This window comes from Corynebacterium gallinarum (genome assembly GCF_014837045.1).
In the GTDB taxonomy this organism is placed as follows: Bacteria; Actinomycetota; Actinomycetes; order Mycobacteriales; family Mycobacteriaceae; genus Corynebacterium; species Corynebacterium gallinarum.
Genome location: NZ_JACSPR010000011.1, coordinates 25,877 through 49,993, shown reverse-complemented (window position 1 = coordinate 49,993; position 24,117 = coordinate 25,877). Strand labels below are relative to the sequence as shown.

Below are 24,117 nucleotides of genomic sequence, written 5' to 3'. Positions count from 1 at the left end.
AGTGCGCCGGGCTCTGTCATCATTCATCTATGCCATCAACCCCGAGACTAGTGGTTCGTGAGTGTGTGCGCTGGGTGGGAGGAGGGCGTCGACAAGCATTACGCCTGGTAGCCCGCGAACTGGGCGCCACCCTGGAACTGCTGCCCGCCGTCCCGCGCCGTATCCTGCCGCGCCGCATGGGCGCCGGGCTGCTCGGTGCGGAGGTGGCCACCTGGTGGGCATTATCACCCTCGCTGCTGCCCCGGCCGTGGTGGGTCACGGCGGTCAACCTCGCGGTATGCCAGGCGGTCGGTCATGGCGTGGCCACCGGTCTGTCCACACTCGCGCCCCGGGTGCCGGGCCTGAGTCAGATCACCCACGGCGCGGTGGGGGCGATCACGCTGGTCACCGTGGCGGTGGGTGTGCAGCGGCAACGCAACCAGTCCCAACTCATGGGCATCAAGAACCGCGGGCCTGCGGAAACCACCCTGGGTGTGCTGGTCGGGACCGTCGGTTACGGTGCGCTGCTGGTGCTGGGCGAGTTGATCCAGGGCGCGGTGGACCGGCTGCGGGTGCTGGCGGTGCGGATGCTGCCCACCTGGACCAGGTGGCTGAGCTGGCCATTGTCAGTGGGCGCATTGAGCGTCGGCGTGATGCTGCTTGCCGACCGCGTGGTCCTACGCATGCTCAACACCGCCGCCCGCAAGGCCGAACACCTCAACAGACTGGTCTTCCCCGGCACCTGGCAGCCGTGGGAACCGGAACGCTCCGGCAGCCCGTGGTCCCATGAGCACTGGGGCGCGGTCGGGTCGCAGGGGCGGGCGGTGTTGTCGGGCGGGCCACGCAGGCGGGATATCGCAGAGGTCACCGGACTTGATCCGAGCCGTGTGCACGAACCCATCCGCCTCTTCGCGGGCCTCGTGCCCGGGCGCACCCGCGCCATGCAGATCGACCTGCTCATCCGCGAGATACACCGCACCGGCGCCTTCCGACGCGACACCATCGTCATCACCACCTCCACCGGCACCGGTTGGATCACCGACTGGTCCGTCGCCGCCGTGGAATTCCTCACCGGCGGCAACTGCGCCACCATCTCCATGCAATACAGCTACCTCCCCAGCTGGCTGAGCTGGTACCGCGACAACGACGCCCCCGTGCGCGCCGCCCGCGAGCTTATCGACGCCATCCTCCACCACCACCACTCCCTCCCACCACACCACCGCCCCCGCCTCTACCTGGCCGGCGAATCCCTCGGCGCCTACGGAACCGCCAGCGCCTACGGCGATGTCCGCGAGCTGTTGACTAGGGCCGACGGGGTCATGCTGTCCGGGACCCCGCGCTTCAGTGACGCCATGCAAGAGCTGATCACCCAGCGCGATCCCGGCAGTCCCGAACGCCTGCCCATCATCGACGGCGGCCGGCACATCCGCTTTGTCGCCGATCCGGTGCACCTGACCTGCGATTACCGGGGCGAGGGTTATGCGTGCGAATGGTCCCACCCGCGGATGATCATCGCCCAGCACGCCTCCGACCCGATCGTCTGGTGGGAGCTGCCACTGTTTGTCCGCCGCCCCGACTGGCTGCGTGAACCCGGCACCCGCGGGGTGACAGCACCCGATGCGCAGAAACTGGATGTGTTCCAACGACTGCGGTGGGTGCCGTTTGTCACCGGATGGCAGCTGGCCCTGGACCTGACGGTGTCCGTGGATGTCCCCGGAGGTCACGGGCACAACTACCACGGTGAATTCCTTCCCTACTGGGCGGCGCTGCTGGGCTCCCGGGTGGGAGTTCCGGTGCAGCTGACCCCGGGAATCCAGCAGAAGGCGATCACCTGGATCCGGGAGAACTCGGTCAGGCGGTAGTGGGGCGTTTTAAGGCCTTTGTGGGGGCCGGATGGGCCTGGGCATGGCCTGCGGGTTGCTGGGCGCTTAGACGGCGATCTGGGGCGGGGTGTTTTTCGGCCCCCGCGGGGTGGAGTTCGACTTTTTCGACACAACGGGCACGGTGAGCAGGCAGTGTGTCGAGAAATTCGAACCCAGGTGCCGCTGCAATGCGATTTTTTCGACACACCCTCCCCGGATGACGCGGTGCGTGTCGAAATAATCGAACCCCTCCCGCCCGGACGACCTTCTGTGGCTGTCACCGTGTCGAAATGGGCCGGGCATAGCCTGCGGGATGTGGGGCGCGGTGCAGGTTCGACTTCTTCGACACAACGGGCGGGGTGAGCAGGCCGTGTGTCGAAAAACGCGAACCCAGGCGTCGCTGAAACGCGAATTTTTCGACACACCCTCCCCGGCAACCGCAGCAGGTGTCGAAATAATCGAACCCCCGGCACCAACCCACCTAGTATCAATGCCATGAACCGGCACGCAATCCTCTTCGACCTCGACGGCACCCTCGTGGATCACACCAGCGCTTCCCATGCGGCGCTGCAGGCATGGTCCCCCACCATCGGCATCGAGCCGGATTTCGAGCGCTGGCTGGAGTTGGACAAATGGGGCTTCGGGCGTTTCGAACGGGGTGAGACCACCCACCTGGGGCAGCGTCGTGATCGCATCCGCGCCTACACCGGCCGGGAGATGGACGATGACACCTGCGACGAGATCTACACAGGCTACCTACGCGCCTATGAGCAGCACTGGACCGCCTTCGACGATGCCCTGCCCTGCCTGGAACGGGCTCTGGCCACGGGGGATCCGGTGGGGATCCTCACTAACGGCAGCGAGGAGATGCAGCAGGACAAGCTCGATCGCACCGGCCTGAACCTGCCCGGGGTGGTGATGTTGGCGGCCACCACGCTGGATTCCGCGAAACCACGCCCGGAGATATATGAACGTGCCCTGAACCGGCTCGGTACCACAACCGCCACCATCGTCGGTGATGACTGGGTCAATGATGTGGAAAAGCCCCGTGAACTGGGATGGAAGGCCTGGTACATCAACCGCTCCGGCACCGATCCGCGCGTGGATGTCACCTCCCTGGATCAGGTCGTCTTCGGCTGACATACCGGCCGGGCGCACCTACGATGGCGGACAACACTGCACATCATCTACCAAAGGAGTCCAACATGAAGGTCGGCGTCATTATCGGAAGTATCCGCAAGGGACGGTTCGGGCAGGGGGTGGGTGACTGGGTCATGGGCCAGGTTGAAGCCCGCGCCGATGAGGGTGTGGAGTATGAGCTCCTGGATCTGAAGGCGTTCAATGTCCCCCTCCTGGAGGCGGAGACAGTGCCGGGTGCTGCCAATAAGCAGTATGAGGATGAGAATGTCACCCGGTGGTCGCAGGCCATCGATGCGTGTGATGCATTCCTTTTCATCACGCCTGAGTACAACCATGGTGTGCCCGGCGCGTTCAAGAATGCCTTCGATGTCCTGGGGATGGAATGGTGGGGCAAGCCGGTTGGTTTCGTCTCCTATGGCGCGGCCGAGGGGGTGCGGTCTGTGGAGCAGTGGCGTCAGATCGTGGGCAATTTCAACATGTTCGATGTCCGTGCCCAGGTGACCTTCTCCACGTTCAATGAGAGCAGGGATGGTGTTTTCTCACCGAATGAGCGTCGTGCAGGTGAGCTGGCAAAGGTTGTGGATGCTCTCCTGGAGGCACTGAGGCGCTGACAATCGCCTTTTCCTGCCGGCTCCGTGCGATACTGGAACATAATGAAAGCGCATGAAACCGTCATGAATTGGGTCACTGAGGAATTGAAAAGCGGCCGGCTCGGTATCGGTGATCATCTCCCCAGCGAGCGGGCACTCGCAGAAACGCTCGGTGTGTCCCGCAGTTCGCTGAGGGAGGCTCTCCGCGTGCTGGAGGCGCTGGGGAGTATCTCCAGCGCGACGGGTTCCGGGCCGCGGTCGGGGACGATCATCACGGCCGTCCCCGAGCAGGCGTTGTCGCTGTCGCTGACGCTGCAGTTGGCCACGAGCCAGGTCGGACATCATGATGTGTTCGAGGCCCGTCTGTTGCTGGAGGGCTGGGCGGCGCGGCATTCGCTCCCGGAGCGTGGTGATTGGGATTCGGCGGAGAAGCTGCTCACCATCATGGATGATCCCGAACTGCCCCTGGAGGAGTTCCTCAACCTGGATGCCCAGTTCCATGCGGTGCTGTCCAGGGCGGCCTCGAATCCGCTGATCAGCACGCTGATGGATGCACTGCGCACATCCGTGGCGGATCACACCGTGGCCCGTGCACAGACCCTGCCCGATTGGCGTGCCACCGCCACCCGTCTCCAGGCGGAGCACCGCGACATTCTCACCGCCCTGCGTGAGCATAGGGCGGAGGAGGCTGCTGAGCTGCTGCACCGGCACATCACCGGGTACTACGAGGAGACACAGGGGTAGCTGGTTGATGCCTCGGACGCTTTGGGCGGTCAGCGATCTGCATGTCACGTTCGCTGAGAATCAGGCGGTCGTCGACAAGCTTGCTCCCCGGCACCCCGGGGACTGGTTGATCGTGGCCGGCGACGTCGCCGAGCGCATCCCCGATGTGGTGCGCACGCTCGGTGCGCTGAAGCAGCGGTTCGAGATGGTGATCTGGGTGCCGGGTAACCATGAGCTGTTCAACCGCAGAACCGACCGCGTCAACGGCCGGGCCCGTTACCGTGCGCTGGTCGGGCAGCTGCGCGCAATCGGGGTGATCACCCCGGAGGACCCTTATCCGGTGTTCGGGCGGGTGACGGTCTGCCCGCTGTTCACCCTCTACGACTACTCCTTCCGCCCGCCGGGGCTCACCGCGCAGCAGGCGGTGGCGCGCGCGTCGGTGAAGCTTGACGACGAGATCGCCATCGCCCCCTATGTCGACATCGAGAAATGGTGCGCCGAGCGAATCGAATACACCGAGGACCGCCTCAAGGCCACACGCGGTGAGAAGGTGCTGGTCAACCACTGGCCGCTGGTCGTCGAACCCACGCACCGACTCCGGATGCGTGACATCGCCCTGTGGTGCGGCACCACCGCCACCCGCGACTGGCCCGTGAAACACAACGCGGTCATGGCCATCCACGGTCACCTGCACATCCCCGTGGAAACGCGTGTCGACGGCATCAGCCACGTCGAGGTGTCACTCGGCTATCCCTTCGAACAGCACCCGCCCCACCTGGCGCGGCCGTGGCCGTTCCCGGTGATGCAGATCAGCTAGGTCGCGCGCCCGGTGAGCTTGTCACGCAGCCGGTCGACCATGCCGACACCGACGCCGACGGTCTTGTGGAAGAGCTCGGAGTGCGGTGCGCTGGGGTGAGGACGGGTCGGGGCGACTTTTTTGGCCTGCTCGACCTTCTCCCCCAGTTCCTCCAGCTGCTCCTGGGGAAGGTGGGCGCGCAGCTTCGGAAACTGGTCCTCCTCCTCATCCTTGGCGTGGTGGGCGAGCATCTCCTCGAACTTCTTGACCAGGTCGATGAAGTCGGGGTGCGCGGCATCCACACCCTCCAGCTCCTTCATCACCTGGACCAGTTCGTCGTGTTCCTTCTTGTCGTGCTCCACTTCTTCCGCTCCGTTGGGCAGGTGCTCCTCCATGACGGGGTAGACGTACATCTCCTCCGCGACCGAGTGGCGCATGACCTCGGCGGTGGCGGTGTCGACCAGGTTGCGACGCTGCTCGGGGTCGCTGGTCAGATGAACCTGGGCGAGCAGATCACGCATGTCCTTGTGGTCGGCGGTGAGAATTGCGGTGACATCGGTGCTGCTGGCGGGCTGGTCTGCGTGGGCCATGATGCGGGTCCTTCCATAGGGGCTGACATTTCCTCTGGGCCCCGAGTGTAACCACGATCACAAAGGGTGGCCAGAGCCAAACCCCCGGCCACACTTCCTGCTTCCAGCCACCCCGGCGCGGGGGTGCCACTCCACCGCATTGAACAGTGCTTTTGGCCGCAAACGGGCCAGCGCCCCCACCCCTGCCCACCGCCCCACTGTTGACACCCGAAGGTGACGCGCCTTACATTCTTGTGGTCTGACCACAAGGTCGGGCCACAGGAGCCCCACCCCATGCTGCCCCCTTGAATCCCCCCCTGCGAAATGAGGTCACCTTGATCACCACAACCGCCTCAACGAGGACTGCCACCGCGCAGCCCCCGACCAAACTGAACAAACGGGTACTGTTCGGCAGCCTCAGTGGCAGCGTCATCGAATGGTTCGACTTCCTGGTCTATGGAACAGTCGCCGCGCTCGTGTTCAACAAGATGTTCTTCCCCAACGACAATCCGTTCGTCTCCACGATGCTGGCCTACGCATCCTTCTCGCTGACCTTCTTCTTCCGCCCCCTGGGTGGAGTGATCTTCGCACACATCGGGGATCGCATCGGCCGCAAGAAGACCCTGTTCCTCACCCTCATGCTCATGGGAGGAGGAACAGTGGCCATCGGCCTGCTGCCGGATTACAACACGATCGGTATCTGGGCGCCGATCCTGCTGATGCTGCTGCGCATCCTGCAGGGCATCGGCATCGGTGGCGAATGGGGCGGGGCGCTGCTGCTCGCCTACGAATACGCCCCCAAACACCAGCGCGGCCTCTACGGCGCGGTTCCCCAGATGGGCATCTCCCTGGGGATGCTGCTGGCGGCGGGCGTGGTGTCCCTGCTCACCCTGCTGCCCGATGAGCAGTTCCTCACCTGGGGTTGGCGTGTGCCGTTCGTGGGAAGCATCGTCCTGGTGTTCATCGGCCTGTGGATCCGCAACGGCCTGGATGAGACCCCCGAATTCAAGCGCATGCGCGAATCCGGCAATCAGGTGAAGCTGCCCATCAAGGAGGTCGTGACCAAGTACTGGCCGGCGGTGCTGGTCTCCATCGGGGCGAAGGCCGCCGAGACGGGACCGTTCTATATCTTCGGCACCTACATCGTCGCCTATGCCACCAACTTCCTGAACATCCGCGACAACATCGTCCTGCTCGCGGTGGCCTGCGCCGCACTCGTGGCCACCATCTGGATGCCACTGTTCGGAGCCTTCTCCGACCGGGTCCCCCGCGCGAAGCTGTACCGCTGGTCCGCCACGGCGACGATCCTCCTGATCGTCCCCTACTACCTGGTGCTCAACACCGGTTATATCTGGGCACTGTTCGTCGCCACCGTCATCGGCTTCGGAATGTTGTGGGGCAGCGTGAACGCCATCCTCGGCACCGTCATCGCGGAGAACTTCGCCCCCGAGGTCCGCTACACCGGCGCCTCCCTGGGATACCAGCTCGGTGCGGCGATCTTCGGCGGCACAGCACCGATCATCGCGGCCTGGATGTTCGAGGTATCTGGTGGCCAGTGGTGGCCGATCGCCCTCTATGTCGTGGTCTGCTGTTCCATCTCCATCGTCGCCTCGTTCTTCATCCAGCGGGTGGCGCACCGGGAGCCGGAGACTGTCGCGTCGCAAAGCTGAACCCGCCGTGAACCGGCCGCGGACCGACCGCGCCCCACGCCCGCCCGAGTCTGATTACCATCGCCCATAACCCCCTTTGTTGTAAGGAAGGACCCTCCCCCATGGTCAAGCGCCAGCTGCCCAACCCATCCGAGATGCTTGAGCTGATGAAGTTCAAGAAGCCGGAGCTCAACGCGAAGAAACGCCGTCTGGATTCGGCGCTCACCATCTATGATCTGCGGAAGATCGCCAAGCGTCGCACGCCGGCGGCCGCCTTCGATTACACCGACGGTGCCGCCGAGGCCGAGCTGTCCATCAAACGGGCCCGCGAGGCGTTCGAGAACATCGAATTCCACCCGGACATCCTCAAGCCCGCGGAGAATGTGGACCCTTCCACACAGATCCTCGGTGGTCATTCCGCGCTGCCGTTCGGTATCGCGCCCACCGGGTTCACCCGTCTCATGCAGACGGAGGGGGAGATCGCCGGTGCTGGAGCCGCGGGCGCCGCCGGAATTCCGTTCACACTGTCGACACTGGGCACCACTTCCATCGAGGATGTCAAGGCCACCAACCCGCAGGGCCGCAACTGGTTCCAGCTCTACGTCATGCGGGACCGTGAGATCTCCTACGGCCTGGTGGAGCGCGCGGCCGCGGCGGGTTTCGACACCCTCATGTTCACCGTCGACACCCCCGTCGCCGGTTACCGCATCCGCGACACCCGCAACGGTTTCTCCATCCCACCGCAGCTGACCCCGGCCACCGTCCTCAACGCCATCCCACGCCCCTGGTGGTGGATCGATTTCCTCACCACCCCGACCCTGGAATTCGCGTCCCTGTCCTCCACCGGCGGCACCGTCGGCGATCTGCTCAACTCCGCAATGGACCCCACCATCTCCTACGAGGACCTCAAGATCATCCGCGAGATGTGGCCCGGAAAACTGCTGGTCAAGGGTGTGCAGAACGTCCCCGACGCGGTGAAGCTGCTGGAGGAGGGCGTCGACGGTCTCATCCTGTCCAACCACGGCGGCCGCCAGCTCGACCGCGCGCCGGTGCCGTTCCACCTCCTTCCACAGGTGCGCCGCGAGGTCGGTTCCGAGCCGACCATCATGGTCGACACCGGCATCATGAACGGCGCGGACATCGTCGCAGCCATCGCCCTCGGCGCCGACTTCACCCTCATCGGACGCGCCTACCTCTACGGCCTCATGGCCGGCGGCCGCCAGGGCGTGGACCGCACCATCGAGATCCTGCGCACCGAGATCACCCGCACCATGGCGTTGCTCGGAGTGTCCACACTCGACGAGCTCGAACCGCGCCATGTCACCCAGCTGACCACGCTGGCGCCCGTCAGCGACACCTCGCGCACCCACGTCTAACGCTCAACGCTTGTCGACGCCCGACCCCTCCCCGTACCCCACCTCCGCGGTGGGGTACGGGGTTTTGCGGAAAGGGGAGACAGACGCCAGCTTATCGAATACACTTTCGATAAGAAGCGTGCCCCACATCCCCTACGTTCAGGAGTTGCCATGGTTGCCGAAACCCTCATCCGCGATGCCATGAAAGCTGTTGTGGTTCCGATCAATGAGGATACCGTCCTCCGAGCCCGGGAGGCGGTGGCAGAAAACGTCGATAAGCTCACCGCCCACTACCGCCCCCTGATAGCCCGAGAGTACGCGCTCCGCTCCCTGATGCCTGATCCCCACAAAGTATCCAATCCTGCAGTCGACCAGCTCGCCCGACTCCAGGCGGATTTCACTTATGAAGACATCCTCGCGCTGGTTGCCTACCCGGAAAACTCCCTACATATCAAGCATGCGCGCGCCGATAAAATACGCGCGCGCAGAAGAATGTATCTTTTCCTCGCTGCGGAACCCACGCCCGAGGACCTCACCAGTGCCTTCACTCTCGCCCAGGGCATCATCCCTCCGGCCGCCTCCGACCATGCGGATCCGGAGGCTCTCCTTGCCCACCGGTCTGAGCTGAAAACCACGGATTTCATCGAGGTGCTCCCAGAACAGCTGGTGCTGCTGGTGGATCTGTTCACCGGGGATGATTCCATCGATGCCTTCCAGCGCACCTATGAATGGATCCACCGCTTATATCTTGCCCGGATGGACAGTCTGGTCGAGCACTTCACCACCGCGATCATGGCGCTGCCCGATACCACGGAGAATGAGCGAACCGTGCGCCAGCATGTCGAGGAGGACTGCACCGCCGCCTCCATCCTCATCTTCTGGGAGGCCTTGCAGGAGCAGCTGATCCAGCTGCTGGAACGCACCATGGAACAACACACCGATCTCTTCCTGAGCGCACCCACCGCACTCCACCGACATGTGGAAACAACGTTAGGAGGCAGCCGAACCGGCACCGTTCTCCAGGATATATCCCGTGTGTCCAGGCTCCTGGAGACCACCACAAACAACGAGGCGCCTCCCCAGAATTCCTCCCTTTTCCACGATCTGATCACCGCCCAACTGAAAGCTCAACGCCAACAGGTGACAACCGAGGCGATATCCAGCATTCGGGAAGAGAAAAACCACGATATTTCCCTAGCCCGGGATCATGAGCATTTTCCCAATCTGTTCTGCCAGGAAATCGGGGAACATATCCCCACCCCGGAGGAGGCCGTACGCCTGTACACCCAGGCGCAGCATCATGGGGAGGCTGATGTCGTCGAGGAAATGGCAGCAGACATTGACTACCTGGAGGAACGCAATGAGGAACTATGGGAGGAATACATCCGGCAGATCGATTCCGCGATCAGCGACACGCAGGGGATGGACTTCTTCTATTCCTGCAGCCATGCGGAACTCGAAGCGGAACGGGCGAAGATCATGAGCTCCGTCCCCTTCGAGGAATTCACCCCCTGACCCCACTTTCCCGGTGATCTCAGCTGTTGCTGTCTTTGTGGCGGACCAGGTCGAGCACCACCATGGTGCCGATGACCGCACGACGGATCTCAACCGGGGCCTCCGGCTCAAAGGTCAGTGCATAGGCGCTGCGCCCCAGCACTCCCCTGGCCAGGCCCGGCCAGGTCCGTGACACCCGGGCCACCACGCGCCCCTGCGTGGTGAAAGTGAACTTCAAACCGGTGAGGTTGCCCCGAAGTTCAATCAGAGCGCCCGAGGCCAGAGTGATATCCAAACGCGTCGTGAGCGCAACAAACCGCCTGCGCACCTGGCCGAAGGCACTGCCGTCGGGGAACTGTAATTCGAAGGTGTCGCGAACGAAGTTGAGCGGATCGCGCACGATCAGGACCGGCTGATCCTCCACGTCCCGCACGGTGAAATGCCGGCTCCCCTTCACCAGTAGGGACCCCAGCGACCCGTGGGTCTCCACACGGCCAGCAACCTGCCCCTCACCATCGAGGATGGCGAAGTCATTAGTCACCAGGGCGGTGACCTGCTGGAACATCAGGGTGTTATGAGTCAGCAGGGACACGCGCGGACCTTTCTCCTAAGCCTCCACGCCGCAGGGAATACCGGTGGAATGGTGCGGGCAGTACCCATCGGGGTTCTTATGTAGATACTGCTGATGGTAGTCCTCGGCGAGGTAATAGTCCGCCGGTGTGATGACATCAACCTCGGTGGTGATCTCGCCGAAACCGTGGGACTTCAGCGTCTCCCCGTAGGTGGAGACAATCTGGCGCACGGTTTCGGCCTCCTCACCGGTTTCCACATAGAAGGCCGAGCGGTACTGGGTGCCCACATCATTGCCCTGGCGGTATCCCTGCGTCGGGTCGTGGGCTTCCAGGCCCCGGGCCACCAGTTCCGCCAGGGTGACCTTCTCCGGGTCGTAGACCACCTCGACGATCTCGGTGTGGCCGGTGCGCCCCGAGCAGACCTCGCGGTAGGTGGGGTTCGGGGTGTAACCGCCAGCGTAACCCACCGAGGTGGATTCCACTCCGTCCATCTTCCAGTACATCTGTTCCACGCCCCAGAAACAGCCCAGTCCGATCCAGACGCGCTTCTGCCCCTCCTTCCAGGGGCCGGTGATCGGGGTGCCCAGCACGGTGTGGGGTTGGGGGGATTCGAGAACAGGATGTCGACCGCCCTTGAGGGCCTCCTCGGGTGTCACCATCTTCGGCTCGGGCCTGAAGAAAAATGCCATTGTGACGTTCCTTCCATAAGGGATTTTTGTTGCGACTCTACTCCCACACAACCGTGTTTTCCGCTGCGCTATTCCAGCCCAGGAGGTGCCCTACCCTGGGACCTAATAATAGGATTTGCATAAAAGTCGTTGCTTTATCAACAAAATCGCCTATCATTGTAAACAGAGGCACCACCCATGTGGAGGGCACTCGCTGACGAGTCGCCGAAATCTGTATATGCTCGGTGCCGAACCCAACGAAAGGAAACAACATGGCTGTTTACGAACTTCCGGAACTTGATTACGCATACGACGCTCTCGAGCCACACATCGCGGCTGAGATCATGGAGCTGCACCACTCCAAGCACCACGCAACCTACGTTGCAGGCGCCAACGCTGCACTCGACGCTCTCGAGAAGGCACGCGAGGAGGGCACCAACCCCGACCAGGTTCGCGCTCTGTCCAAGAACCTTGCTTTCAACCTGGGTGGCCACACCAACCACTCCATCTTCTGGAAGAACCTTTCCCCCAACGGTGGCGGCGAGCCTACCGGTGCACTGGCTGAGGCCATCAACCGCGACTTCGGTTCCTTCGAGAAGTTCAAGGACCACTTCAACTCCGCAGCACTCGGCCTGCAGGGCTCCGGCTGGGCCGTTCTCGGTTACGACCACATCGCTGACCGCCTCGTCATCGAGCAGCTGACCGACCAGCAGGGCAACATCTCCATCGACATCACCCCGCTGCTGATGCTCGACATGTGGGAGCACGCCTTCTACCTCCAGTACAAGAACGTCAAGGCTGACTACGTCAAGGCAGTCTGGAACGTCTTCAACTGGGATGACGTTGCACAGCGTTTCGACTCCGCCTCCAAGTAGGCAGTGATTCCCGGTAACCGGGATCGCAACGCGTGAAATAAGGGTGGGCCCCGGAGGAATTCCTCCGGGGCCCACCTTCGTGCGTTATCAGTTCTTGTCGTCAGTCACCGCACGCGAAGCGGTGTCCTCATTGGGGATCCACCCATCAGCCCACTCACCGGTGGTGTAGTTGTAGTCGATGGGGTTACCCTCCTCATCGGTGCGCTGGTACCACTCGGTCACGCGGTCGGCGGTGGAATCGAAATCGGCACCGGCCCCCTGTCCCGCCGGGGAGGCCGAAACCGCCAGCTCGAAATCATCACCATGTTCCTCCAGGCCACGAACCACAGCACTGCGCACTGCAGCGGTGGCGTAGGTGCGACGGATGGCCGCCGGATCGGTGGTGAGATCGCGCAGGAACGCCACCGTCATCAGGATGAGCACGACGGAGAACGGCAGGGCGATGAGGATCGTGAGGTTCTGGAGTGCGGTCAGGGTGGTCTCACCGCCGGCCAGCAACATGACCACCGCGATGCCCATCATGCACAGACCCCAGAAGACTACGACCATCTTCTTCGGAGCAGGATCCCCCTTGGAAGACATTGTGCCCATCACCACGGACGCCGAGTCCGCGGAGGTGACGAAGAAGATTGCCAACACCGTGACAAGGATGAACGGGGTCAGGGTGTTCAGCGGAAGCTGGTCAAACAGGGCGAACAGCACCTGTTCATTGTCGGCGGTTCCGTCGAATGTCTGGACACCCTCACGGTGGAAGTGGATGGCGGCACCACCGAAGATGGTAAACGCCAGGATGAGAATGAAACTGGGCACCGCGATGGTGACCAGTGCGAATTCCCGGAGGGTGCGGCCCCGTGAGATACGTGCGATGAACATGCCCACGAACGGGGTCCAGGCGATCCACCAGGCCCAGTAGAAGGCGGTCCACCAGCCCTGGAACTCCAGGGTGTCCTCGCCCCAGGACAGGGATTTGCCCATCATGGGCAGCAGCTCATCCAGGTAGGTCATGATGCCCGAGGGGATGAGGTTGAGCAGGAAGAGGCTGGGGCCGAAGATGAAGACGAAGGCGATCAACCCCAGGGTGAGGCTGATGTTGATGTTGGACAGGTAGCGGATGCCCCGGGCCACACCGGAGACCGCACTGATGATGAACGCCACGCCCAGCAGGCCGATGATCATGAGAACCGCGTTGTTAGCCAGTGGACCCACCCCGGAGATGATCTCCACGCCCCGACCGATCTGGAGTGCGGACAACCCCAGGGTGGCGGCAGTGCCGAAAAGCGTGGCGATGATCGCCAGGATGTCAATGACCCGCGCCGCCGGCCCCTCAGCATGTCTGGTGCCCAGCAGGGGGCGGAAGACGGAACTGATCAGGGAGGGGCGGCCACGTCGGTAGGTGGAGTAGGCCAGTGCCCCTCCCACCAGGGAATACAGTGCCCAGATGGACAGCCCCCAGTGGAAGTGAGATTGCGCCATTGCCTGGTGGAGTGCCTCCGGGGTGCCTGCCTCCACGGTGTTTGGTGGCGGGGACAGGAAATACGCCAGGGGTTCGGACGGGCCGAAGAAGAAGATGCCCACGCCGATTCCGGCGCCGAACATCATGGCAATCCAGGAGAAACGGGAGAATTCCGGTTTGTCGGCGTCCGTGCCCAGCGGGATGTGGCCGAAACGGGAGAACGCCAGGAATAACATGACGAACAGGCCGAGCGCCATGACGAGGTTGAGCAGCCAGGCGGCGTTGCTCATCGCCCAGGAATAGGCGGTGGAGGACACCGCGGAGACGGAATCCGGGCTGCTCACACCCCAGGCGATAAAGGCGATAATGATGGTCGCGGTGGTGAAGAACACCACCCGGTCCACCCCGAAGCGCTGGCGTTGTTCATCCACGCTGATGCCGGGCACCAGCCCGGGGTGGAGATCATGGGGATACAGCCCCACGGCGGTGGTCTTCGTGCTGCTGCGCAGTCTCTGGGTGAAGCTGTCATCCGGTTGTGGTCGGGGGTTTTCGGGCATGGTGTGTCCTCACTGCATCCGGGGGGCGTCACGGGAAAAACACCCCGGTGCGTTTTGCCCGGGCCTGATGAATTTATGTCCCCCCTGTGGCATTCCCGTTAGACCCTAGCAGCGTGATCAGGGATGTGAAACAGCAAACCGGGACCGGGCCACGAAATCCCGGAACACCTCCACCGCCGGGGCGGGCCCGGAATCCGCCCGCCACACCAGGCCGAGTTCGCGGTGGGTCGCAGGTTCCAGGGGCCGCAGTTTCACGCCGACGGTGGGCAGGTGTGGATCACCCATGGGCAGCACGCCCACCCCCAGACCGGCGCTGACCAGGCCGGATACTGTGGTCAGTTCCATGGATTCGAAGACGATGTCGGGGGTGATACCGGAGGCGGTGGCGAGGGCGTCGAGAAGCAGGCGGGTACCGAAACCCGGCAGCATCGCCACGAAGGGCTCCCCGGCCGCCTCCCGCAGATCGACCGGTCCCTCACCGTCGAGGCGGTGCCCCTCGGGCACGGCAAGCGCGAGGCGCTGGCGCAGCAGGGGCGCCCACCCCAGACCGGCGTCGACCTCCGCGGGCCTCGGTCCCACGAGGGCGAGGTCGGCGGCGTCGTCAAGCACGCGGGCAACCAGCTCATTGGCCGGACCCTGGTGCAGCTCGAACTCCACGCGCGGGTGGTCGGTGCGGAAGGTGCGGATCAGCTCCGGGACCATCCACGTGCCCAGCGAATGCATGAAATCCAGGCGGATCGTGCCCAGCTCCGGATCCATCAGGCGCTTGACCTGCGTGATCGCCATCTCCAGCTCGGCGGTGATGCGCCGCGCGTGTGGCAGGAACGCCTGCCCGCGGGGGTTGAGGTGGAGCCTGCGCCCGGCGCGCTCGAACAGCGGCGTGCCCACGTGCTTTTCGACGCGCGCCATCCGGCGCGACAGTGTCGGCTGCGGAATACCCAGCCGATCCGCCGTCTCCGTGAGGTGCCCGGACTCGGCAACTTCGATGAAAAGGCGGAGATCATCGATTCTCATGGTGGCAGCTTATGCAGAAAACGCATGGAAAACAGCTATTTGTGACATTTTACTAATCACCGCCGCTCGTCGAAGATGGTGCCATGGACACCGACGAGTACCGGGGTATCGAACGCGGATCCCGCACCTACCTGCGCGCAGTGTTGGCCATGCTCGCCGCCGGCCTGGCCACCTTCAACTCGCTCTACTGCACCCAGGCGCTGCTGCCCACGATGACCGCCGACCTCGGCATCACCCCCGTCGAATCCGCACTGACCGTCTCCGCAACCACCGGCATGCTGGCGCTGTGCATCGTCCCGGCATCGATCCTGTCGGAGAAATTCGGACGCGGACGCGTGCTCATCACCTCCCTGGCCCTGGCCGCGGTGCTGGGGCTGATCATCCCGTTCGCACCGGGCATCACCACGCTCATCGCCCTGCGCGGACTGCAGGGCGCCATGCTGGCCGGCGCCCCCGCGGTGGCGATGACCTGGCTGAGTGAGGAACTCCACCCACGCGACCTGGGCCATGCCATGGGCATCTACATCGCCGGCAACACCGTCGGCGGGCTGATGGGACGCCTCATACCGGCCGGACTGCTGGAAGTCACGCACTGGCAGTTCGCCCTGTTCGGCGCCTCGGCTGCCACGCTGGTGTTCACCGTGATCATGGTGGTGCTGCTGCCAAAGCAGAAACTGTTCCGTCCGAAGAAGATCACCCTGCGCTATGAACTGTCCGCGATGACCGGCCACTGGCGCAACCCCCGCCTGGCACTGCTGTTCATCACCGCCTTCCTGGCGATGGGCACCTTCGTCTCCCTGTACAACTACCTGGGCTTCCGCATGATCGACCAGTTCGGGCTCAGCGAGGTGCTGGTGGGCGCGGTGTTCCTGATGTACCTGTCCGGCACCTGGAGTTCCGCGCGGGCCGGGACGTTGCGACAGCGCCTGGGCAACGGCCCGACCGTGATCTTCCTCGCAATCACCATGATCGTGAGCATGCTCGCCATGGCGGTGGACAACCTGTGGGTCACCATGATCGCACTGTTCGCCTTCACCGCGGCCTTCTTCGCCCTGCACTCCTCCGCCTCGGGGTGGATCGGGCTGATTGCCACCCGCGACCGTGCCGAGGCCTCCAGCATGTACCTCTTCTGTTACTACGTGGGCTCCTCCGCGGTGGGCTGGTTCTCAGGCTTCATCTTCACCCACGCCAGCTGGTGGGTTTTTGTTGGCTACCTGACGGGGATCCTTGTGGTGCTGTTGGCTGTGACAGTGATGCTGGCGAGGCTGGCCCGGGTGGAGCGTTCCGTGCCCGCCAGCGCCACCGCTCCAGCCACCACTTAACCCCGAGATCCTGTCCCCAGAAACCGCGTTAGTTAACCCAGAGATCAGTACTGCTTTCTGGGGACAGGATCTCGGGGTTATGTGTGTGGGCTCCCCGACCACGACATCAGTACCGGTGTCGGGGTTGGTGAACGTGATTTTGAACTGCTTTGACCGTACTAATAATGGGGTTAGTCTTGACCCATGAGTGAGACCACCACCCAGAAGTGGACAAGCCGGTCCTGGCACCGCCGTGCCAGCAAACCCGTCACCTACTGGTTCATCGCCCTGATTGTGGCGGGCATCATCCACCCGATCCTCCCCGAATACCGCTGGGTGCTCATCCACCTGTTCACCCTGGGGGCGATCACCAACTCAATCGTGGTGTGGTCGCAGCACTTCACGGAAAAATTCCTCCACCACCGCATCCCGGATGAGAAACGACCCTGGCAGTTGCGCAAGGTGTGGGTGCTCAACGCCGGTGTCATCATTACCATCCTGGGTCAGTTGCTCACTGATGTGTGGGACCGGCACTGGGTGATCACGAGCATCGGTGCGGGCATCGTCAGTGGCGCGCTGGTCTGGCATGCCTTCTCGCTGGCAGGGCAGTTTCTGGCAGCCAAACGCGGTCAGCCCTACGCCCCTGCCGTGGTGGCCTATGTGGCCAGTGCCTGCTGCCTGCCACTGGGTGCACTGGCCGGCGGGTTCCTGGCCGCGGAACTCCCCGGGACCTGGCAGGAGCGGGTCCTGCTGGCCCACACCGTGGCCAACATCCTGGGATTCCTGGGATTCGCGGCGCTGGGTTCACTGTCCGTGCTCTATGCCGCGGTGTGGCGCACCCGCCTGCCCTTTGATGTCACGAGGTATTCGGTGGGGTTGATGATCATCGCGCTGCCGGTGATCCTGGGTGGCGCTCTGTCGGACAACGGGTATGTCGCCGCAGGCGGGCTGGGGCTGTATGCGGTGGCGTGGGTGGTACCCATGGGGGCGTGGGGGAGGGCGTCGATAAGCGTGCTGGCGGAGCCCCGTGACCGCGTCGGCTTCAGCGCGTCGGCGGTGGGCACCGCACCACTGTGGCTGCTGGGGGCGCTGGTGTACCTGATCGCCGAGGCGATCGCGCATCATGGTGAGCTGTTCCAGATCAGCCTGCCGACGACCGCCGTGCTCATCGGTTTCGGCGCGCAGCTGCTCATCGGCGTGATGAGTCACCTGCTGCCGTCCACCATCGGCGGTGGGCCCGCCGCGGTGCGCACCGGCACCTATGAACTCGGGCGCGCGGGGTTGTTCCGGTGGACGCTTCTCAACGGTGGCCTGGCGATCTGGCTGCTCACCGACAACAGCTGGCTGCGGGTGGTGGCATCGCTGCTCTCCATAGGCGCGCTGGTGGTGTTCGTGCCACTGATGCGCAGCGCGGTGAAGGCGCAGCGTGGAGTGCTGATGAAGAAGCGCGACCCCGTGGAACCGCTCACCACCCCCAGATATAACCAGGTCACCGCCGGTATTGCCGTGCTGGCCCTCGTGCTGGCGGCATTTGGCGGGCTGGGCACAACCGGTGGTGGAGAGGTTGCACCAGTGACCGACGGGGACGTGCACGCCGTGACGATTGATGCAGGCAACATGGTTTTCGCACCCGATGTGATCGAGGTGCCTGCCGGGAAGTCCCTGGAGGTCACGCTGGTTAACACCGATGACATGGTGCATGATCTGAAATTCGCCAACGGTGCGCAGACCGGGCGCGTGGCCCCCGGTGAGGAGGTCACCATCACGGTTGGGCCGATCACCGCGGAAATGGAGGGGTGGTGCACCATCGCCGGCCACCGCGCCCAGGGAATGGACCTGATGGTGGTAGCCGGGAGCTGACCTGACCGATTCATTAACCCAGAGATCCTGTTCCCCGAAAGGAGTAGTGATCTCTGGGTTAATCAGAGTGGTTTCTGGGAACAGGATCTCGGGGTTAAGACGGCTGACCTGGCTACTGCGCGGAAGCCAACCCCAGAGAGAGGAAGGTCTGCCGCATCCGCTCCGGGGATGGGGCGATGCCGGTGAACAACTCGAAGGCATCCACTGCCTGGTAGACAGCCATCCGGGTGCCATCCAGGGTGCGGCATCCGCGGGCCCTGGCGTCGGCCAGCAATTGTGTCTCGACCGGCATGTAGACAACATCCGCAACCCAGTGATCAGGTGTCAGGCATGAGGTGTCGAATGCGGTTCCCGGGTGGTGGAGCGTACCCATCGGGGTGGCATTGACCACGCCGGAGGCACCGGCGATGGTCTCCTCGATGCCGTCCAGTCCGATTCCTTCCACCGCCTTTCTCCCGACGATCTCATTGATGGACTCCGCAAGCGCCTGCGCCCTCGCGGGTTCCAGGTCGGCAACATACAGGTGCTCCACACCGTGGGTGGCCAGCGCATAGGCCACGGCATTGCCCACGCCACCGGCACCCACCTGGACAGCGGTTGCCATGGGCACACCGCCCAGCCCCTCCTCCAGGCCACGAGCAAAACCGGACGTGTCGGTGTTGTAACCCGTCAACCGGCCCTCGGGGGAGATCACAACGGTGTTGACCGAACCAAGCTGTGCAGCCTGGTCGGAGACCCCATCCAGCAGGGGCAGCACCTCCTGTTTATAGGGGTGGGTGATATTGAGCCCGTTGAATCCTGTGATCCGTGCGGCATCGAGGATCTCCGCCAAGCTCTTGCCCCGGAGCGGGTCAGTGAGGGTGTCCAGACGTCGATACACCGTGGCCCTCCCGTTCGCCAGCCCCTCGGCCTCGTGGAGCGCCGGCGTGCGGGAGAGAGTAAGACCCTGCCCGATCAGCCCCAGGAGAAGGCTATCGCGTGGCATATCCGCTCAGCCCTCACGGGATGCAGCGGACACAGCAGCATTCTCAAACTCGGCCAAACCGGCACCGGCGTCCTCCGACACGCCCGCCAGCTCACATCCGGCAATATAACCAAAGGTCAGGGCCGGTCCCAGGTTGATACCTCCGGCAGGGTAGAAACCACCCATGATGGATGCCCGGTCATTACCCGCGGTGTAGAGACCCTCGATCGGTGTCTTGTCCTCCCTCAGCACACGGGAGCGACCATCTGCGGCGATTCCGGCGAAGGTACCGAAGCTGCCGGGGAGCACCTTGACCGCGTAGAAGGGACCTTTTTCAATCGGAGCCAGCGACGGGTTGGGGGCGGTTTTCTTGTCCCCTCCATAACGGTTGAAGGGGGTTTCCCCGCGGTGGAACTCCGGGTCGATGCCCTTCTTGGCGTTGTTGTTGAAGTCACGGACGGTCTGGGCGAGTCCCGCGGGATCAATGCCGCACTTCTCCGCGAGTTCCTCGATGGTGTCACCCTTGATCAGGTATCCACTGCGCAGGTAGGGGGTGAGGGGAACCGGCAGTGGTTTCGCCATACCCAGTGGGTATTTGCGCACGAAGGTGGAATCAGCAATCTGCCAGGATTCAACCGGTTCGCCTTCCGGTGCGGCTTCGATCATCGCGGTGACGTAGTCGTGGTAGCCGTTGGCCTCGTTGACAAAGCGTTTTCCTGTGGACACCACCCCGATGGAACCGGGCTTGGCACGGTCCATGATGTGGGGGAAGGTACCGGTCTTGCCATTGAGGAAGGGCACCCTGGACACCGGGCACCAGGCCGCTGGGGATGCCAGATCCTTCTCGAATGCGGCACCGACCTCCTGGGCCATCGTCAATCCATCACCCACGGTTTCAGCAGGTGAGAGAGTCCAGTGTTCCTGGCCGGTGGGGGTGCGTGGGAACAGGTCCTTGCGCAGTTCAACGTTGTTGGGGAAGCCGCCGGTGGCCAGCACAACACCGCGGGTGGCGGTGAGCAGTTCCACCCCGTCAGCGCCACGGACCCGCACGCCCGTGATCCGGCCGGTCTCGGGGTCGGTGTCCAGGGACAGCGCCTCGGTGCTGGTGAGCAGCTCCACGCCCAGGTCATCGGCGGAGGCAGCCAGACGGCCGGTGAGTGCGACGCCGTTAACCATCTGCATGTTGCGTCGGTGGATGGCCAGATCCCACAGGTGGACCAGGAACCGGCGGGCGGCATGCACCCAGCCACTCGGGCTGAACTGGGAGGCGGACAGGAACTTCATCAGGTCCGGTCCCGCCATGATGCCCATCCCGAGGAAGGAGGTCTCATAATACTGATGTCGTAGTTTTTCCCGCACCTCTTTACGGATTTTGCGCCCGTTGATCGGTTTCGGCCCGACGGAGCGGTGCCCGGTTCCAGCACCCGGGAGATTGCCGTAGATATCGTTGATGGCTGCGCCGGGAGTGAACTGCAACTGGGTGTTATTCTCGAAGAAATCCACCATTTCAGGTGCCGCATCCAGGAAGGCATCAACGTTCTCAGCCTGATAACGCTCCCCGATCACTGATTTGAGATAGGTCCGGAACTGGTCCTTCTCCTCGATCACGCCGTCCTTCTTGGCGAAGCTCGTCCCTGGAGTCCAGGCCCACCCACCGGACCAGGACGTGGCACCACCCAGGACGGGTGCCTTTTCCACCACGGCGACCCGGCAACCGTGGTGGGCAGCGGTGACCGCCGCGGCCAGACCTCCGGCGCCTGAGCCGACAACGACGACATCATAATTACGGACCTGGTTGACTGCTGACATTATTTCCGTCCTCCTACGGGAATGAGAGCAGGCTGTTCCAGCATTGCTCGGGTGGTGTTGTACAGGTGGTTGATCCAGTTCTGGGGGCCACGCAGGGTCAGTTCAGCGTCGTTGGGAACCTCCACGCTGATCAGGGTGTCCTCGGGCAGGGCTGCGACGAAATCAGCCAGCGGCTGTTCTCCATCCCCCGGCGCGAGACGTGCCGCGCGGGATTCATAGATGAGCCCCTCGGTTTCCGCCGGAGCCTGCAGGGGGCTGTCGCACAACTGGATCATGTCGATGAAGTCGGCAGCCATGTGCAGTTCATCGAGTGTCGCGCCGAAGCGGGCCATGTGCAGGGTGTCCGCAAGCACCCGGACACCGGTGGCCTCGGCGATGGCAACCGCCTGGGGAATGGAATGGACGCTGCGGTAGGTGATGGGTTCCAGTGCCGGGATCACCCCGAACTCGGCGGCGTCGGCAACCAGGGAACCCAGGGTGTCGGTGAGCCGTGACAGGTTCTCATCCCCGGCTGCCACGGTGAAACGGGTGGCACCCAGGGCTCCGGCTGCCTCGAGGGCTGGCAACCAGGTGTCGCGATCGGTGTGGGCATTGACCTGGAGGAATTCGGTATCCACCACATGCAGGCCGGTCTCGTCCAGAGCACGGAGCGTGCGGTTCAGCAGTGGTGAACCGGGCGCCAGGTCATAGTGTGGTTCGTCCGGGGTGACGGCAAGAACCCGCAGGCCGACGAAGGAAAAACCAGCGTTGGCAGCCATCCGGATGAGTTCATCGGATGGGGTGGTGAGGGCCGAGAGGGGTGCGAGCCCGATATTTCTGATCATGAGAGAACTCCGGTGGTGAGTGGGTCGAGAATCTGGGTGGGGTGGCAGATGCGGTGGGCCAGGCGCTGGGCGGCGTCGTAACCGCTCTTGGTGGCTGTGGACACGATCGGGGCGGCGGTTTCGACGACGGTTCCGGCGAGCACCACCGGTTTTCCGGCTGCCCTGCTCATGGCCGCTTCCCGGCCTGAGGGAACCACCGCCGGGTTCAGCGGGCGGGTGGAGCGGCTGACCAGCACGGGGCCTGCGGTGGGCAGTACGTACTCCCCGTCGGGGCCGACAATGGTGATCTCCCCGTCGTCGATACTGATCACGCGGGAGGACAGCACGATGGTCACATTGGGTGCTTCCTGCAGGCGCGGGACCGCGAGGATCTTGGCCCGCCTCCCCGCCTCGGGAGCGATCGTCTCCTGATCGCCGATGAGCAGGACCTTGGTTCCCCGGCTGGCCAGGGTGTCCGCCACGCTCATGGCCACGGAGTCCGATCCCCAGATGGTTACCTGCTCCGGGGGGTTGCTCCCGAGGGCATCCGGATTGGCCTTCAGCCATTCCCGGATCTGGATGGTCTGCTCGGCCCCGGTGTCAAAACCCGGGTCCTGCGGGATGCCGCCGGTAGCCAGGACGATCCCATCGGCGGGAGTATCCGCGAGGTCCTCGGGCGAGATCCGTGAATCCAGACGCAGATCCATGCCGTAGGCCTCGATCTCCTCCTGCATCCAGGTCATGAAACCGGGGAATTCCGGGGTGGAGCGCATGGTGGAGGCGAAGGCAAGGTCACCGCCGATGTGGTCGGAGGCCTCGTAGATGGTCACCTCCGCCCCGGCGCGGGACAGTTCCAGGGCGGCCGTCAACCCGGAGGGTCCGGCCCCAACGACTGCTATACGACGCCCGGTGACGTCGCCGGTAGCCACCGGCACCCGTGATCGCCCGACCTGCGGGTTGACGGTGCAGGTGACCTGCCCGACCCCGAGGTTGTCGATGCACACGTTGCAGGCGATGCAGGGGCGGAAGCGGTGTCCGTGCAGCAGTCCACCGATGAAATCGGGATCTGCATGGACCGCCCGACCCAGCGACACGAAGTCGCAGGTGCCCTCGGCCAGCACGCGTTTGACGGCATCGACGGTGTTGAGCCTGCCGGCCATCCCGATGGGCAGACCCAGGTCGCGGTAGCTCGCGGCGAGGTCCGCGAGGAAACCCCGGGACCATTCACCCGACTGCACAATCCATTCGCCCGCCTCATAGCTGCCTGCTGACAGATCGAGGAAGTCCAACTGGTCGAGATCGAGCCGGCCCACGATCTCACGGGTGGTCTCAGCATCGAGTCCGTCCTCCACACCCTCCACGACGGAGATGCGGATCCCGAGAATGATGGTGGGTGCGGCCCGGCGCACCGCCGCGATGACCTCGTTGGCGAAGCGCTCCGGTACCGCGTATTCGTCGCTGCGCTGGTTGGTGCGCGGGGACATGAACTGATGGATCAGGTAGCCGTGTCCACCGTGCAGGTTGATGACGTCGTAACCGGCGTCGACGGCGCGTCGGGCGGCCTCGGCGAACGCGTCGACAAGCTCCCGGCACTGCGCGGTGGTCAGCTCCCGCGGCATCTCCCCACCTGCGACGGCGCAGGGGATGGGGGACGGAGCGACGCTCGGGTGGCCGGATACCTCAGCCTGGGCGGTGCGGCCACCGTGGTTGAGTTCCACGGCCACGAGGGCACCTGCCGCATGCAGCTCATCGGTGAGACGGCGGTGGGATGCGATCACGGCGTCGGTGTGCAGGCCGAGTTGGTGGGTGCGGCCCCGGCCGTCTTCACGCACGAAGGTCGCCTCGGTGGTGATCAGACCGGCACCGGCCACCGCGCGGGCGCGGAGATAATCCAGGTACTGTTCCGTCGGGCGTCCGTCCGAGGTGCCGTAGTTGCGCTCCATCGGACTGGTGACGATGCGGTTCTTCAGCCGCAGGGTGGGCCGGCCGTGCCGTCCCAGCTCGAGGGGCTTGTCGACGGTCACCAGCTCGGGCGAACCAGGAAGAGAATGGTTCATTACTACTCCTTTGATGTAACCGGTCGA

The 24,117-nt window shown here is 63.9% G+C and carries 20 protein-coding genes; 11 read left to right on the top strand and 9 right to left on the bottom strand.

The window, feature by feature from the left end; genetic code table 11:
• The first annotated feature begins 29 nt into the window (after positions 1 to 29).
• From H9627_RS12590 to H9627_RS12570, 5 genes are all read left to right on the top strand, one after another.
• Positions 30 to 1,841, top strand: coding sequence for an alpha/beta-hydrolase family protein (locus H9627_RS12590; RefSeq protein WP_191734384.1), 1,812 nt, complete (start codon positions 30 to 32; stop codon positions 1,839 to 1,841).
• Positions 1,842 to 2,336: 495 nt separating this feature from the next.
• Positions 2,337 to 2,981, top strand: a complete 645-nt coding sequence (locus tag H9627_RS12585; RefSeq protein WP_191734383.1) for an HAD family hydrolase — start codon at positions 2,337 to 2,339, stop codon at positions 2,979 to 2,981.
• A gap of 65 nt (positions 2,982 to 3,046) precedes the next feature.
• The gene (locus H9627_RS12580; RefSeq protein ID WP_191734382.1) at positions 3,047 to 3,592 is read left to right on the top strand and encodes an NADPH-dependent FMN reductase; all 546 of its coding nucleotides are present in this window, start codon (positions 3,047 to 3,049) and stop codon (positions 3,590 to 3,592) included.
• A 63-nt stretch (positions 3,593 to 3,655) separates the two neighbouring features.
• Positions 3,656 to 4,315, top strand: coding sequence for a FadR/GntR family transcriptional regulator (locus H9627_RS12575; RefSeq protein ID WP_263599147.1), 660 nt, complete (start codon positions 3,656 to 3,658; stop codon positions 4,313 to 4,315).
• A 7-nt stretch (positions 4,316 to 4,322) separates the two neighbouring features.
• Positions 4,323 to 5,111, top strand: a complete 789-nt coding sequence (locus H9627_RS12570) for a metallophosphoesterase family protein (protein ID WP_191734380.1) — start codon at positions 4,323 to 4,325, stop codon at positions 5,109 to 5,111.
• On the opposite strand, the gene H9627_RS12565 is transcribed toward H9627_RS12570, so the two are convergent.
• Positions 5,108 to 5,680 carry a hemerythrin domain-containing protein gene (locus H9627_RS12565; RefSeq protein WP_191734379.1) on the bottom strand — a complete coding sequence of 191 codons (573 nt, stop codon included), beginning with the start codon at positions 5,678 to 5,680 and terminating at the stop codon, positions 5,108 to 5,110. The genes H9627_RS12570 and H9627_RS12565 overlap by 4 nt on opposite strands.
• 314 nt (positions 5,681 to 5,994) lie before the next feature.
• On the opposite strand from H9627_RS12565, the gene H9627_RS12560 reads away from it, so the two are divergent.
• From H9627_RS12560 to H9627_RS12550, 3 genes are all read left to right on the top strand, one after another.
• Positions 5,995 to 7,329, top strand: a complete 1,335-nt coding sequence (locus tag H9627_RS12560; RefSeq protein WP_225213843.1) for an MFS transporter — start codon at positions 5,995 to 5,997, stop codon at positions 7,327 to 7,329.
• A 101-nt stretch (positions 7,330 to 7,430) separates the two neighbouring features.
• Positions 7,431 to 8,684, top strand: a complete 1,254-nt coding sequence (locus H9627_RS12555; RefSeq protein WP_191734378.1) for an alpha-hydroxy acid oxidase — start codon at positions 7,431 to 7,433, stop codon at positions 8,682 to 8,684.
• A gap of 150 nt (positions 8,685 to 8,834) precedes the next feature.
• Entirely contained in the window at positions 8,835 to 10,178 is a 1,344-nt protein-coding gene (locus H9627_RS12550; RefSeq protein ID WP_191734412.1) for a hypothetical protein, read from the top strand.
• A gap of 19 nt (positions 10,179 to 10,197) precedes the next feature.
• Here H9627_RS12550 and H9627_RS12545 read toward each other — a convergent pair whose 3' ends face one another.
• Together H9627_RS12545 and msrA are read right to left on the bottom strand one after the other, a co-directional pair.
• Positions 10,198 to 10,749, bottom strand: a complete 552-nt coding sequence (locus H9627_RS12545; RefSeq protein WP_191734377.1) for an LURP-one-related/scramblase family protein — start codon at positions 10,747 to 10,749, stop codon at positions 10,198 to 10,200.
• A 15-nt stretch (positions 10,750 to 10,764) separates the two neighbouring features.
• On the bottom strand, positions 10,765 to 11,418 hold the full coding sequence (gene msrA / locus H9627_RS12540) for a peptide-methionine (S)-S-oxide reductase MsrA (protein WP_191734376.1): 654 nt from the start codon (positions 11,416 to 11,418) through the stop codon (positions 10,765 to 10,767).
• A gap of 251 nt (positions 11,419 to 11,669) precedes the next feature.
• Between msrA and H9627_RS12535 the strand changes: the two genes are divergently transcribed.
• Entirely contained in the window at positions 11,670 to 12,272 is a 603-nt protein-coding gene (locus H9627_RS12535; protein ID WP_191734375.1) for a superoxide dismutase, read from the top strand.
• A gap of 87 nt (positions 12,273 to 12,359) precedes the next feature.
• Here the strand turns inward: H9627_RS12535 and H9627_RS12530 are convergent, their stop codons facing one another.
• Both H9627_RS12530 and H9627_RS12525 read right to left on the bottom strand, forming a co-directional pair.
• Complete coding sequence (locus H9627_RS12530) at positions 12,360 to 14,282, bottom strand: BCCT family transporter (RefSeq protein WP_225213842.1); 1,923 nt, start codon at positions 14,280 to 14,282, stop codon at positions 12,360 to 12,362.
• A gap of 117 nt (positions 14,283 to 14,399) precedes the next feature.
• On the bottom strand, positions 14,400 to 15,296 hold the full coding sequence (locus tag H9627_RS12525) for a LysR family transcriptional regulator (protein ID WP_191734374.1): 897 nt from the start codon (positions 15,294 to 15,296) through the stop codon (positions 14,400 to 14,402).
• Between the two features lie 83 nt (positions 15,297 to 15,379).
• On the opposite strand from H9627_RS12525, the gene H9627_RS12520 reads away from it, so the two are divergent.
• Both H9627_RS12520 and H9627_RS12515 read left to right on the top strand, forming a co-directional pair.
• Positions 15,380 to 16,618, top strand: coding sequence for an MFS transporter (locus tag H9627_RS12520; RefSeq protein ID WP_191734373.1), 1,239 nt, complete (start codon positions 15,380 to 15,382; stop codon positions 16,616 to 16,618).
• Positions 16,619 to 16,879: 261 nt separating this feature from the next.
• Positions 16,880 to 18,457: a cupredoxin domain-containing protein gene (locus tag H9627_RS12515; protein ID WP_191734408.1), complete on the top strand. Its 1,578-nt coding sequence runs from the start codon at positions 16,880 to 16,882 to the stop codon at positions 18,455 to 18,457.
• Positions 18,458 to 18,569: 112 nt separating this feature from the next.
• Here the strand turns inward: H9627_RS12515 and H9627_RS12510 are convergent, their stop codons facing one another.
• From H9627_RS12510 to H9627_RS12495, 4 genes are read right to left on the bottom strand one after another with little or no spacing between them, the layout of a single operon-like run.
• The gene (locus H9627_RS12510) at positions 18,570 to 19,442 is read right to left on the bottom strand and encodes a shikimate dehydrogenase (protein WP_191734372.1); all 873 of its coding nucleotides are present in this window, start codon (positions 19,440 to 19,442) and stop codon (positions 18,570 to 18,572) included.
• Between the two features lie 6 nt (positions 19,443 to 19,448).
• Entirely contained in the window at positions 19,449 to 21,230 is a 1,782-nt protein-coding gene (locus tag H9627_RS12505; RefSeq protein WP_191734371.1) for an FAD-dependent oxidoreductase, read from the bottom strand.
• Positions 21,230 to 22,054, bottom strand: coding sequence for a sugar phosphate isomerase/epimerase family protein (locus tag H9627_RS12500; protein ID WP_191734370.1), 825 nt, complete (start codon positions 22,052 to 22,054; stop codon positions 21,230 to 21,232). The genes H9627_RS12505 and H9627_RS12500 overlap by 1 nt, the downstream gene beginning before the upstream one ends.
• Positions 22,051 to 24,090 (bottom strand): FAD-dependent oxidoreductase, encoded by a 2,040-nt coding sequence (locus H9627_RS12495; RefSeq protein ID WP_191734369.1) that lies wholly within the window; start codon positions 24,088 to 24,090, stop codon positions 22,051 to 22,053. The genes H9627_RS12500 and H9627_RS12495 overlap by 4 nt, the downstream gene beginning before the upstream one ends.
• Positions 24,091 to 24,117 lie beyond the last annotated feature (27 nt).

Coding starts and splice junctions, on each gene's coding strand:
- H9627_RS12590 (WP_191734384.1), top strand. CDS start 30: ATGCCATCAACCCCGAGACTAGTGGTTCGTGAGTGTGTGCGCTGGGTG.
- H9627_RS12585 (WP_191734383.1), top strand. CDS start 2,337: ATGAACCGGCACGCAATCCTCTTCGACCTCGACGGCACCCTCGTGGAT.
- H9627_RS12580 (WP_191734382.1), top strand. CDS start 3,047: ATGAAGGTCGGCGTCATTATCGGAAGTATCCGCAAGGGACGGTTCGGG.
- H9627_RS12575 (WP_263599147.1), top strand. CDS start 3,656: ATGAATTGGGTCACTGAGGAATTGAAAAGCGGCCGGCTCGGTATCGGT.
- H9627_RS12570 (WP_191734380.1), top strand. CDS start 4,323: ATGCCTCGGACGCTTTGGGCGGTCAGCGATCTGCATGTCACGTTCGCT.
- H9627_RS12565 (WP_191734379.1), bottom strand. CDS start 5,680: ATGGCCCACGCAGACCAGCCCGCCAGCAGCACCGATGTCACCGCAATT.
- H9627_RS12555 (WP_191734378.1), top strand. CDS start 7,431: ATGGTCAAGCGCCAGCTGCCCAACCCATCCGAGATGCTTGAGCTGATG.
- H9627_RS12550 (WP_191734412.1), top strand. CDS start 8,835: ATGGTTGCCGAAACCCTCATCCGCGATGCCATGAAAGCTGTTGTGGTT.
- msrA (WP_191734376.1), bottom strand. CDS start 11,418: ATGGCATTTTTCTTCAGGCCCGAGCCGAAGATGGTGACACCCGAGGAG.
- H9627_RS12535 (WP_191734375.1), top strand. CDS start 11,670: ATGGCTGTTTACGAACTTCCGGAACTTGATTACGCATACGACGCTCTC.
- H9627_RS12530 (WP_225213842.1), bottom strand. CDS start 14,282: ATGCCCGAAAACCCCCGACCACAACCGGATGACAGCTTCACCCAGAGA.
- H9627_RS12525 (WP_191734374.1), bottom strand. CDS start 15,296: ATGAGAATCGATGATCTCCGCCTTTTCATCGAAGTTGCCGAGTCCGGG.
- H9627_RS12520 (WP_191734373.1), top strand. CDS start 15,380: ATGGACACCGACGAGTACCGGGGTATCGAACGCGGATCCCGCACCTAC.
- H9627_RS12510 (WP_191734372.1), bottom strand. CDS start 19,442: ATGCCACGCGATAGCCTTCTCCTGGGGCTGATCGGGCAGGGTCTTACT.
- H9627_RS12505 (WP_191734371.1), bottom strand. CDS start 21,230: ATGTCAGCAGTCAACCAGGTCCGTAATTATGATGTCGTCGTTGTCGGC.
- H9627_RS12500 (WP_191734370.1), bottom strand. CDS start 22,054: ATGATCAGAAATATCGGGCTCGCACCCCTCTCGGCCCTCACCACCCCA.
- H9627_RS12495 (WP_191734369.1), bottom strand. CDS start 24,090: ATGAACCATTCTCTTCCTGGTTCGCCCGAGCTGGTGACCGTCGACAAG.